The organism is Halobacterium noricense (assembly GCF_021233435.1).
Lineage (GTDB): Archaea > Halobacteriota > Halobacteria > Halobacteriales > Halobacteriaceae > Halobacterium > Halobacterium noricense.
This window is the reverse complement of the sequence record NZ_CP089468.1, coordinates 2363476-2375502: the sequence shown is the minus strand read 5'-3', so window position 1 is coordinate 2375502 and position 12027 is coordinate 2363476. Positions and strand designations below refer to the sequence as shown.

The following is a 12027-nucleotide window of genomic DNA, read 5'->3' as shown; positions in this document are numbered from 1 at the left end:
TGCCGTCGCCGCTTACGCCCGGTAGTCGGCGGTGAGGTCGGCGGCCAGCACGAAGTCCGGCTCGTCGTCGATCTCGGTGCGCGTGACCGCGACGTCGCTGACCGCCGCCGCGGTCTCGGGAATCAGCACGCGCGTGCGGTCCGCGTCGACGCTCGCGGCGTCCGCCGCAATCGCGTCGAGCAGCGAGTCACAGGCAGATTGGTCGGCCCATGCCGCGACGCCGTACTCCGCGTACGTCTGCGCTTCTCCGTCCTCCTCGCGTTCGTAGGTACGCGAGCGGGACGCGAACCCTCGCGTACCCCCGTCGTCCTGCACGACCTGGAGGGCGTCGCGGTCGGCGGCCGCGGCAAGGCGGTCGCGCGTGAGTTCCGAGAGCGCCCACGACTCCTCGGGGTGGAGCGTCAGCCCCCGGAGGTGGTCGCGGGCCACGCTGTCCTGCCAGAACTGCCACGCGGCGTGCGCGTCCGCCGTGCGTTCGTGGTTCGGGGTGGCGTCGGCGTCGGGTTCGGGGTGGACCCAGCGGAACTCCGTCGCGGGTTCGAAGCCGGTGGCGCGCGAGTGCCCGAGCCCCATCACGTTCCACGAGAACACCATGTTGCGCGCGACCGTCGCGCCCTGCTTGCGCGCCCAGTCGAAGCCTTCGTGGACGAGTGTCGAGCCGACGCCCCGGCCGCGGTACTCGGGGTTCGTGCGCATCCCCTGCGCCCACGCCTCGTGCTCGGAGAGCAGGACGAACTGGGCGATTGCGGCGACGTCGTCGCCGGTGTCCGTGACGAGCGTTCGCTGGCGCGGGCCGTCGCTGGCCACCCAGTCCTCGAAGACCTGCGGGATGTAGTCGCCGTCCTCACGGCGGTCGGCCCACGTGTCACTGGCGAACGCCACCACGTCGTCGTAGTCCGCGAGCTCAGCGGGCCGAATCTCGACGTCTCCGGTCATTCCCACGGGACCGAGCGGTCCGTAATTTCGCCCGCGAGCGGCGTCCGCATCGTCTCCGCGACGCTCTCGGTGTTCGCCAGTGCCCACATCAGCTTCACCTTCGCGGTGCCGGGGAGCATGTCTTCGCCCTCGACGACGCCGGCGTCGAGGAGGTCCCGGCCCGTGTCGTAGACGCGGTCGCAGACCCGGCCGTCCAGACACTGGCTGGTCATCACGACCGTCGTGCCGTCCTCGACGAGTTCCTCGATGCGGTCGATGAAGTCCGTGTGCACGTGGCCGAGGCCCGTCCCCTCGATAATCACGCCGGACTTGCCCTCGCAGAGGTCGAAGAAGGCGTCGTCCATCCCAGGCGTGAACTTCACGAGTTCTACGTCCGAGTCGAGGTCGGGGCTGCTGTCGAGGTCGGTTTCGCCGCGTTCGGCGTACTCCTTCGTGAATTGGACGCCGCGGGATTCGGCGGTCGCGTCCTCGCTGGCCTCGTCGTAGTCGACGTAGCCGAGCGGCTCCGCGCCGACGGTCTCGAAGGCGTCCCGGCGGCTCGTGTGGTTCTTCCGGACGCGCGTGCCGCGGTGGAGCGCGCACCGGTCGTCGCTCTCCGAGGCGTGCATGCAGACCATCACTTCGGCGGCGTCGGCCTTCGCGGCCTCCACCGCGCAGACCGCGTTCATCACGTTGTCCGAGGACGGGCGGTCCGCGGAGCGCTGGCTGCCCGTGAAGACGATGGGGACGGGCGTGTCGAGCATGAACGAGAGCGCGCTCGCGGAGTACTGCATGGTGTCCGTGCCGTGCATCACGACGACGCCGTCCGCACCCGCCTCGATTTCCTCGCGGACGGCGTCGGCGAGCTCCTGCCAGATGGGCGGCTCCATGTTCTCCGAGAGGATGTTCGCCACGACGCGGCCGCGGTAGTTCGCGCGGCCCGCGAGGTCCGGCACCGCCCGCAGCACGTCCTCGGCGTCGAACTGCGCGGTGACGGCGCCCGTGCGGTAGTCCACGGTGGAGGCGATGGTGCCGCCCGTGGAGATGAGCGCAATCGTCGGTAGGTCGTCGTCGAACTCGACCTCGGAGGCGGCCTCCTCCTCGGATTCGCTCTCGACGTCGTAGACGTCTCGCTCCAGTACTTCGACGTCGGCCGCGTCGCGCTCGATGCCGACGTTGTAGCCGGAGTCGAGTTTCACGACGAGGTGGTCGGGTTCGGCCGACGGCAACAGCACGCCCTCGTGGGTCGTGCCGTCGCGGTCGACGCGCACGCGGTCCCCTTGGTTCATGTCGAGACGGTTCCGGGCGCGCCGACGAAAAGGTTGCTACTCGCGTGCTACTCGGCGATGCGCCACTCGCCGTCCGCGCGCTCGACGACGTCCTGCTCGCGCAGCGTTTCGAGGACGCCCTCCACGAGCGGCTCGGGGGCGTCGAGGGCGGCGGCGACCGCGCTCGCGGAGCGCTCGCCGGACGCCAGCGCCGCGAGCACGTCCGCGTAGAGGCGTTCGCTCCCGTCGCCGACGGCTTCCCCGAGTTGGTCTTGGACGTCCGCGAGCCGGCCCTGTACCCAGCGCTGGGCCAGCGACAGCTCGCGTTCGAGGTCCTTGAGCTCCTGGAGCTTCCCCGCGAGGTCCGCGACGTCGTCGTTGCGGTCCTGGCGGATGCGAATAGAGACGTGCTGGCACCGCGTCAGGTCGAGGTCCGCGCTCGCGGGGTAGGCGGACTTCGCGCCGAAGTCGAACGGCGACAGCCGCACCTCCAGCCGGAGGTTCTCGGCGATGTGGAAGTACTTGCGGCGCTGGTCGTCAACCTCCGATTCGACGAGGCCGGCGTCCTCCAGCCGGCGGAGGTGGTCGATGACCGCCTTCGGGCTGACCCCGAGGTACTCCGAGATTTCCGTGACGTAACAGGGTTTTCGCGCGAGCAGCCGGAGGATGCGTCGCCGGTTCTCGTTGCCGAGTATGTCGAGCAGTGCCCCCGAGTCCATCTTCACCCTGAGTTAGCGGCGAGCCCGGATAAGGGTGTCTGCTCTCGGTGGGATTGCGCGACGACTTCGGGGGCCGCCGGAGCGCTTATGTGTTCCCGTGCCAAACGTTAGCATACATGTTCGAGGCGTTCTCCAGCGGTTACTACCTCGGACGGTTGTACGTCGAACCGGCGCGCGGCGACCGCGCCGCCATCAACAGCCGGCACCACGAACGGGTCAACGAGCAGCTCTACGCCGACGACGAGGGCATCTCCCGGACAGACCTCCCGCTCGTGATGAAAATCGGCCCCGCACACTTCTCGGTCCACGGCGAGGACGACGTGCCCGAGCGCACGCTCGCCGTCCCCGAGGACGTCCTCGAAACCGTAGCCGTCGAGAACCCACCGTCGCTGGAGGCAGTCCTGCTCGCGAAACGCGACCACGCCGCGCGCCTGTTCGACATGGGCGCGGTCTAAGCTCACTCCTCGTTCTCCCACGCGAGTTCGGCCGTCGGGACGTGCGGCTCCACGAGCTCCCGCACCGAGACCGGGCCCGCCGACACCCGCGGGCCGGGCGCGACGACGGACTCGACGACCAGCCGCTCGGCGGGCGAGGCGTCGTCGACGCCGACCCAGTCCGTGAGTGCTATTGCTATGCGTTACCTTTCCTCACAAAACGCAAAAGCGTTGAGGCCAACAGGGAACGTTTAACACTCGCGCCACGCACCACTCGACCAGTGACGCTGGCGTCCGTCCCACGCTACGACCCCGACGCGATTCCCGCCGTCGGCGACCACGCGGTCGTCGTCGGCGCGAGCGTCGCCGGCATGGTCGCGGCGCGTGTGCTCGACGACGCGTTCGACCGCGTGACCGTCCTCGACCGCGACCCGCTGCCCGACGATGCCAGCGCGCGCCGCGGCGTCCCGCAGTCCCGCCAGCCCCACGTCCTCCTCGAAGCCGGGCGCGCGACCCTCGAAGACCTCTTCCCGGGCTACGGCGAGATGCTCGTCGAGTCCGGCGGGCTGATGCTCGACTGGACGACCGACCTCACGTATTACCAGCAGGGCGGCGTGCTCGCCACGGGGCCGCAGCCGAAAGTCCTGTACTCGGCGAGCCGGCCGCTGTTCGAGCACGCGATTCGCCAGCGACTCGCCGCCCGCGACGGCATCACGTTCCGCGGCGAGACGCAGTTCGTGGACTACCTCGCGGACGGCACGAACGACGTGGCGGGCGTCGAAATCCGTGAGGGCGACGGTACAGAATCACTTCGAGCAGACCTCGTAGTGGACGCTACGGGCCGCACGAGTTCGACGCCGTCGTGGCTCGAAGCCCACGGCTACGACGCGCCGCCGGTCGACGAACTCACCGTGGACGTGGCGTACACCACCGCCGTCGTCGAGCGCCCGCCCGACGACCGGCGCGCGTACTTCGTGCCACCGTCGCCCCAGCAGCCTCGCGGTGGCGGCGTGTTTCCCGTGGAGGGCGACCGCTGGCTCGTCATGCTCCAGGGCGTCCACGGCGACGACCCGCCGACGGACATCGACGCGCTCCGCGAGTTCGCGCGCACGCTCCCTATCGACGACTTTGCGGAGCTTCTCGAGACGCGACCGGTCGTCGGCGACATCGCGCACTACCCGTTCCCGTCGAACCGCCGGCGGCGCTACGAGGCCCTCGACGAGTTTCCTGACGGCCTCGTCGTGCTCGGCGACGCCGTCGCGAGCTTCAACCCCGTCTACGGGCAGGGGATGTCCGTCGCGTGCCTCGAAGCCGTCCTGCTCGGCCACGCGCTCGCCGACGGCACCGACGACCTCCCACGCCGCTTCTTCGACAGCGCCAGCGACGTCGTCGACGTCGCGTGGCTGCTCGCCACGACCGCGGACCTCGCGTTCGACGACACGGAGGGCTCGCGCTCGCTCCCGACGCGCCTGTTCGACCGCTACGCCTCCCGCGTGGTCGACACCGCGCACGAGGACGGCGAGGTGTCTTCCACGTACGGCCGCGTGCTCAGCATGGAGGTTCCGCCGACCGCGCTGCTGCGCCCCGGAGTAGCGGTTCGTGTGCTTCGGCCATAGGACGACGATAGCTTTAGCCGGCGGGCCAGCCGGTTCCTGGCGGATTGAAAGGGCGAGGCGCGCTCGCGCTTGCGTGGTCGCTTCGCGACGTAAGCACCACAGGAACGAGCGTCGCGAGTGACGAGGAGCGCAGCGAGCGAACGACCGCGAGCGCGCCGAGGGCTTTCACAAGGCCGAGTCGTCTCCGCAGTTTCGTCTGCCCGTCTGAATACTGCCCGGCCGTAAGGTAGTGTCAGATAAGTAGTTCCCAGCAGCAGAGTTGTGGGGGAACAGCTGAAAGCCCTCGGCTGTCTCGACCGTCGGGAGACTCGCAGTGCTCGTCTTCCGTGGTCTCGTTCGTTGCACTCACGACACTCCCGCGGCTCGCTGCGCACGTTCGCTCGCGTTGCTCGCTCTCGTGCTTGCGTCGTCCTCAGAAACGCTATGCGTTTCTGATGGGTGGTTCGAGAGGACGAAGTCCTCTCGTCATCCCGAGAGACGCCGTCGGCGTCTCTCGGTCGACTGCGGAAGACGCATAGCGTCTTCCGAACGCCGGGGTTCGCCGAGTGGGCGGTCGGCTTCGCCAACCGCTGCAAAACGTGGCGGCTTCGCCGCCACGCGCGCCTCGCGCTTTCAATCCGCCGGAAATCTCCGATTTCCGAGGCCTCGGGAGAGCGTTGCTCTCCCGGCGACCACCAGGCCTACCGGGTGTATCGGCGAGCACATCAAGCCAGTTTCGTCTGCCCGTCCGAACACTCCGACCGTAGGTGGGAAACGCCTAAGCGGCCGGGCTGTCGCCATTCGCCCATGCTGGACAGACTCCTCGGGCGCGCGGCACTCAAGGAGCGCATCGAGGACCTGGAAGCCGAGAAGGACTCCCTAGAGGCGCAACTGGACGCGGAGGGCGAGCGCCGCAGCGAGGCCGTCCGTGACAAACAGGCGGCCGAGCAGCGCGTCAACGAACTTGAGGACAGGATTATCGAGTTGGAGGACCGCGTCGAGCGGCTGCGCGGCGAGGACGGCGGCCCCGAGTTCAGAGGGCGTCGGGACCTCCGCGGGGAGCGCCGCGAGCGAGTCGTCGCGCTCCTCGACAGCATCGAGAGCACCGAGGAGGGCGTGCTCACGGCGTACGTGCCAGACGACCCGCCCGAGGACGTGCGGGAGGCGTTCGGCGACCGCGCGCCGCTCGTCGAGCGCGCCGCGCCCTGCCTCGTCGTCCGTGACCGCGAAGGGTTGCTTTCCGCGGCGCTCCGCCCCCCGAACCCGCCGGAGGCGTTCGAGACGTGGGATTCGACCGTGCAGGTCGACCGCGAGTGGCTCGCGCCGACCGGGCGGTACGCGCTCGCCGTCGTGCGCGCGGACCTGTTCGCGTTGGGTGTCTACGAAGCCGAGATGGGCGAGGGGCCGCAGCCCGAGCGCGTTCACTTCGAGGGGTTCGAGAGCGACGTGAAGGGCAAGCACTCGAAGGGCGGGTTCTCGCAGGACCGCTTCGAGCGCCGCCGCGAGAGCCAGATTACCGAACACCTCCAGAAGTGCCAGCGCGCGCTCGACGGCATCGAAGCCGAGCACGTGTTCGTCGTCGGCGAGGGCACCCTGCTGGACGAGTTCGACGCCGACGCCACCGCCGCCGTGGACGCCACCGGGAAGCCGGAAGCCGCGCTCGACGACGCCCACGACACGTTCTGGACGGTGCAGCTATCGCTTTTGTGACCTGTCGGTCGACCTGACGGTGCCTGGGTTGCCCTCGGCTTCAGGTTTAAGACGGCGGGTGGCCTCCATCGTCGTATGAAAGTCGCACTCCTCGCGCACGAGAAGTTCCCCGGCCGCGCGAAGACCGCGGTGGGCGTCCTCCGGTACGCCGACTACGACGTCGTCGCGGTGCTCGACCGGGACAACGACGGCACCCGAGTCAACGACCACCTGCCGGACGTACAGGACGCGCCCGTGGTCGCGTCGATGAGCGACGTGCCCGACGACGTGGACGCGCTCGTCGTCGGCATCTCGCCCATCGGCGGCGCGTTCGACCAGTCGTGGCGGCCGGACGTCCGCAACGCCCTCGAACGCGGCTGCGACGTCTACTCGGGCCTCCACTACTTCCTCAGCGACGACGAGGAGTTCGAGGATCTCGCCGCCGAGTACGGCTGTGAACTCTGGGACGTGCGGAAGCCGCCCGCCGACTTGGGCGTCGCGGACGGCGTCGCGGACAGCGTCGACGCCACGGTCGTCGCGACCGTGGGCACGGACTGCTCGGTCGGGAAGATGACCGCCACCCGCGAGCTCTACGAGACCGCCCGCGAGCAGGGGATGGACGCGGCGTTCGTCGCGACCGGGCAGACCGGTATCCTCATCGAGGGCGAGGGCATTCCGGTCGACCGCGTGGTCTCGGACTTCGCCGCGGGCGCGGTCGAGCGCATGGTCTTGGAGGCGGGCGCGGACCACGACTACGTCTTCGTGGAGGGGCAGGCGAGCATCGTCCACCCCGCGTACTCCGGGGTCACCGCGAGCATCGTCCACGGCTCGATGCCCGACCACCTCGTGCTCTGCCACGAGCACGGCCGCGACTCCATTCACGGCTACGACCAGGCCCTCCCGCCCGTCGAGTCGTTCGTGGAGCGCTACGAGGAGTTCGTCGAACCCGTCACCGACGCGGACGTAATCGGTGGGATGCTGAACACGCGCAGCGTCGAGACCGACACGGCCGCCCGCGGCGCAGTCGCGGACTTCTCCGAGGCTATCGGTGCGCCCGCCGACGACCCCGTGCGGTTCGGGCCCGACTCGGTCATCGAGGTGATTCGGTGAAGGCGGCGTTCGAGCGCTCCGAGTTCCCGCTCGAACACCCCTTCACCATCGCGCGCGGCACGCAGGACACTGCCGCGAACGTCGTCGTGCGCGTCGAGGACGACGAGGGCAACGTCGGCGTCGGCGGTGCCGCGCCCTCCGCGCACTACGGGGAGACGGCGGCGACCGTCGAAGCCGTCCTGCCCGAGCTCCTGGCCGTCGTCGAGCGCGTCGACGACCCGCACGACCTCGCGCGCATCGAGACCGGGCTGCGCGGGGTTGTCGAGGACAACCCCGCGGCGCGCAGCGCGGTCAGTATCGCCTGCCACGACCTCGCCACGAAGCGCGCGGGTTTGCCCCTCTATCGCTACTGGGGGCTGGACGCCGCGAACACGCTCGACACCTCCTTCACCGTCGGCATCGACGACGAGGAGACGATGCGCCGGAAGACCGCCGAGGCGGTCGAGGCGGGCTACGGAACGCTGAAGGTGAAACTCGGCACGAGCCGCGACGAAGCACTCCTCTCGGCGGTCCGGGAGACCGCGCCCGACGCCACCATCCGCGTCGACGCCAACGAAGCGTGGACGCCCAAGGAAGCCGTCCGCAACATCGAGTGGCTCGCCGACTACGGCGTGGAGTTCGTCGAGCAGCCCGTGCCCGCAGAGAACCGTGAGGGCCTGAAGTACGTCTACGAGCGCTCGCCGCTCCCGATTGCCGCCGACGAGTCCTGCGTCGTCGCCAGCGACATCCCGGCCATCGCGGACCGCTGTGACATCGCGAACCTGAAACTGATGAAGACGGGCGGGCTGCGCGAGGCCAAACGCCTGATTCACACCGCCCGCGCGCACGGCCTCGAAGTCATGTGCGGGTGCATGATCGAGTCCAACGCCAGCATCGCGGCGGCCTGCCACCTCGCGCCGCTCCTGGACTACGCGGACCTCGACGGCTCACTGCTGCTCGCCGAGGACGACTTCGACGGCGTTCCGATGCCCGCCGGCCACATCGACTTGCAGGACGTCGACCGGGCGGGGACGGGCGCGCGAGAGGTCTGACGCGCGACTCGACGCTTCTGGTGGTTCGGCACGCACTCGCACCGTCTCAACAGGCTTATGGGTGCCTCCGGGCGAACTAACGGACAGAATGAGCACCGTTACTGTGACGCTCCCGGACGGCGCCACGCTGGACGTCGAAGCCGGGGCGACGGTCGAGGACGTAGCGTACGAAATCGGGCCCGGCCTCGGCCGTGACACAGTCGCCGGGAAGCTGGACGGCGAACTCGTCGCGAAGGAGGAGCCGATTGCGGAGGACCGCGAAATCGAAATCGTCACCGAGGGCTCCGACGACTACCTCGACGTCCTCCGGCACACCGCCGCGCACGTGCTCGCGCAGGCCCTCGTCCGCCACCACCCCGACGCGAAACTCACCATCGGGCCGTACACCGACGAGGGGTTCTACTACGACATCGCGGACGTCGAACTCGACGCCGACGACCTCGACGAGATTCAGGAAGAAGCCGAGGACATCATCGAGGCCGACTACGACGTCGAGCGCGTCGAGTACGACCGCGAGGAGGCCTTCGAAAAGTACGAGGACAACCCGTTCAAGCGCGAGATTCTCGAAACCGAGGCGGCCGGCGAGGACCCCGTGAGTTTCTACGAACAGGACGGCTTCGAGGACCTCTGCCAGGGTCCGCACGTCGACTCGACGGGCGAAATCGGCGGCTTCGAGGTCTTGGAGACCTCCGCGGCGTACTGGCGCGGCGACGAGGAGCGCGAGACGCTGACGCGGGTGTACGGCACGGCGTTCCCCACCGAGGACGGGCTGGAGGCGTACCTCCAGCGACGCGAGGAAGCCAAGGAGCGCGACCACCGCAAGCTCGGCTCCGAGATGGACCTCTTCTCGATTCCGGACGTTACCGGCCCCGGCCTCCCGCTGTACCACCCTAATGGGAAGACGGTCCTGCGCGAACTCTCGGACTACGTTCACGGCCTGAACCGCGACATGGGCTACGACGAGGTCGAGACGCCGCACCTCTTCCGCACGGAACTCTGGAAGAAATCCGGCCACTACGACAACTACGTCGACGACATGTTCCTCATGGACGTCGACGACGAGGAGTACGGCCTGAAGCCGATGAACTGCCCGGGCCACGCCACCATCTTCGACCAGTCCTCGTGGAGCTACCGCGACCTCCCGGTCCGGTACTTCGAGGACGGGAAGGTGTACCGCCGCGAGCAGCGCGGCGAGCTCTCCGGGCTCAGTCGGGTGTGGGCGTTCACCATCGACGACGGCCACGTGTTCGCGCGCGCCGACCAGATCGAGGAGGAGGTCCGCCGCATCATGGACCTCATCTTCGAGGTCCTGGACACGTTCGACCTCGACTACGAGGTCGCGCTCGCGACCCGCCCCGAGAAGTCCGTCGGCAGCGACGAAATCTGGGAGCAGTCCGAGAGCCAGCTCCGCGACGTGCTCGACCAGCAGAACGTCGACTACGACCTCGAACCCGGCGACGGCGCGTTCTACGGGCCGAAGGTCGACTTCGCGTTCGAGGACGCGCTCGGGCGCACGTGGGACGGCCCGACCGTCCAACTGGACTTCAACATGCCCGAGCGCTTCGACCTCGAGTACACGGGCTCGGACAACGAAGCCCACCAGCCGGTGATGATTCACCGCGCGCTCTACGGGAGCTACGAGCGGTTCTTCATGGTGCTCATCGAGCACTACAACGGCCGCTTCCCGACGTGGCTCGCGCCCGAGCAGGTCCGCATCCTCCCCGTGACGGACGACAACCTCGGCTACGCCCACCGCGTGAAGAACGAACTGGAGGGCTACCGCGTGGAAGTCGAGGACCGCGACTGGACGGTCGGCCGGAAAATCCAGCAGGCCCACGACGACAACGTCCCGTACATGCTCGTCCTCGGCGACGACGAGGAAGAAGCAGGGACGGTCTCGGTGCGCGACCGCCAGGAGCGCGAGCGCAACGACGTCGACCTCGACGCGTTCCTCGACCACCTCGACAGCGAGGTCGCGGAGAAGCACACGGAACCGGACTTCGCGGAGTAGCCCGCTACTCGTTTTTCGCGGTCAGTCGCCGACGTGGAAATTCGGCGGTTCGCGGCGCGGCGCCGCGGTCTGGAGGAAGCCGACGAGCGGGCTGCCGACGAACCCGACCAGCGCCGCGAGGAAGACGGGCGTGATGCTCGCGCCGTCGGTCAGCGCGATGGCGATGAGCGCCGACGACAGCGGCGTCCCCGTGACGACGGCGTTGAACGCGGCCATGCCCGCGAGCATCGAGAGTATCGGCGGGAGCGCGGGGACGACCATCGACGCCGCGAGCCCGAGCACCGCACCCATGAACATGTGTGGGACGATGAGCCCGCCAATCCAGTTGCCGTTGATGGTGAACGCGGCCGCGACCATCGTCCCGAGCAGCGTCGCGACCAGCACCCCGAGCCCGAGGTCGGTGCCCACGAGCTGATTCATCTTGCTGCCGCCGTAGAAGTACGTCAGGGGGAGCGCGTACCCGAGCAGGCCGATGCCGAGGCCGGCGACGGTCGTCCGGACGTAGATGGCGGGCGACCACCGGTTGAACAGCCGTCCCACGGTGTCGAAGATGGTCGTGTAGAGCGCGCCGAACGGGATGGTGACGACGGCGACGGCGGCTGCGGCGACCAACTGGCCGCCCGAGATGGGCGCGACGGCGGAGACGTGCCACGTCGGGAACAGGTGGAAGCCGCCGAGCGCCGCCTCCGTGAGGTAGCCCGCGAAGCTCGCGACGAACGTCGGGATGATGGCCTCGTAGTACTCGAGGCCGCGCTCGTGGGGGAGTTCCAGCCACAGCAGCGCGCCGCCGATGGGTGCGCCGAGGATGGCGCCGAACCCCGCTCCCATGCCCGCGAGCGTGAGGAGTTTCTCGGCGTTCGGCATCCCGAACGTCTCCGCGGCCTGCGTGCCGAAGCTCCCGCCGACGACGCTCATCACGCCCTCCGGGCCGGCGTTCTGCCCCGCGATGAGCCCGATGAAGCCGACCGGGACGGTGGGGACGTTCTCCGCGAGCGGGACGCTGCCTTCGTCGTGGAACTGGCGGACGAGTGCGGCGAGCGCGCCCGGGTAGTACGTCTTGTAGAGGATGGTGCCGATGAGGACGCCGGCCGCCACGCTGACCGGGATGCGCCAGTAGGTCGCCTCGAAGGTGTGCCAGAGCGCGTGCTTGGCGGCCAGCCACGCCACCCGGAACCCCGTGGCGACGAGGCCGACCGTGACGCCGAGCACGGCGGCGCACGCCAGCAGTTTCGAGAACCGACGCTGGTCCATACGC

At 69.1% G+C, this 12027-nt stretch carries 10 protein-coding genes; 6 read left to right on the top strand and 4 right to left on the bottom strand.

Annotation, left to right across the window (positions count from 1 at the left end):
* Positions 1-12 precede the first annotated feature (12 nt).
* From LT974_RS12690 to LT974_RS12680, 3 genes are read right to left on the bottom strand one after another with little or no spacing between them, the layout of a single operon-like run.
* On the bottom strand, positions 13-936 hold the full coding sequence (locus LT974_RS12690; protein WP_232588005.1) for a GNAT family N-acetyltransferase: 924 nt from the start codon (positions 934-936) through the stop codon (positions 13-15).
* Positions 933-2204, bottom strand: a complete 1272-nt coding sequence (gatD, locus tag LT974_RS12685; RefSeq protein ID WP_232588004.1) for a Glu-tRNA(Gln) amidotransferase subunit GatD — start codon at positions 2202-2204, stop codon at positions 933-935. Before gatD ends, LT974_RS12690 begins: the two co-directional genes overlap by 4 nt.
* A 47-nt stretch (positions 2205-2251) precedes the next feature.
* On the bottom strand, positions 2252-2902 hold the full coding sequence (locus tag LT974_RS12680) for an ArsR/SmtB family transcription factor (protein WP_232588003.1): 651 nt from the start codon (positions 2900-2902) through the stop codon (positions 2252-2254).
* Positions 2903-3018: 116 nt separating this feature from the next.
* On the opposite strand from LT974_RS12680, the gene LT974_RS12675 reads away from it, so the two are divergent.
* From LT974_RS12675 to thrS, 6 genes are all read left to right on the top strand, one after another.
* Complete coding sequence (locus LT974_RS12675; RefSeq protein WP_232588002.1) at positions 3019-3357, top strand: DUF5802 family protein; 339 nt, start codon at positions 3019-3021, stop codon at positions 3355-3357.
* Between the two features lie 260 nt (positions 3358-3617).
* Positions 3618-4952, top strand: a complete 1335-nt coding sequence (locus LT974_RS12670) for an FAD-dependent oxidoreductase (protein ID WP_232588001.1) — start codon at positions 3618-3620, stop codon at positions 4950-4952.
* A 786-nt stretch (positions 4953-5738) separates the two neighbouring features.
* Positions 5739-6641 (top strand): Vms1/Ankzf1 family peptidyl-tRNA hydrolase, encoded by a 903-nt coding sequence (locus LT974_RS12665; protein ID WP_232588000.1) that lies wholly within the window; start codon positions 5739-5741, stop codon positions 6639-6641.
* Between the two features lie 75 nt (positions 6642-6716).
* Positions 6717-7730, top strand: coding sequence for a DUF1611 domain-containing protein (locus tag LT974_RS12660; protein ID WP_232587999.1), 1014 nt, complete (start codon positions 6717-6719; stop codon positions 7728-7730).
* On the top strand, positions 7727-8761 hold the full coding sequence (locus LT974_RS12655) for a dipeptide epimerase (protein ID WP_232587998.1): 1035 nt from the start codon (positions 7727-7729) through the stop codon (positions 8759-8761). The genes LT974_RS12660 and LT974_RS12655 overlap by 4 nt, the downstream gene beginning before the upstream one ends.
* Before the next feature lie 88 nt (positions 8762-8849).
* A complete protein-coding gene (gene thrS, locus LT974_RS12650) occupies positions 8850-10772 on the top strand; it encodes a threonine--tRNA ligase (protein WP_232587997.1) in 1923 nt (640 codons plus the stop codon).
* Between the two features lie 21 nt (positions 10773-10793).
* Here thrS and LT974_RS12645 read toward each other — a convergent pair whose 3' ends face one another.
* Entirely contained in the window at positions 10794-12023 is a 1230-nt protein-coding gene (locus tag LT974_RS12645) for a chloride channel protein (protein ID WP_232587996.1), read from the bottom strand.
* Between the last annotated feature and the right edge of the window lie 4 nt (positions 12024-12027).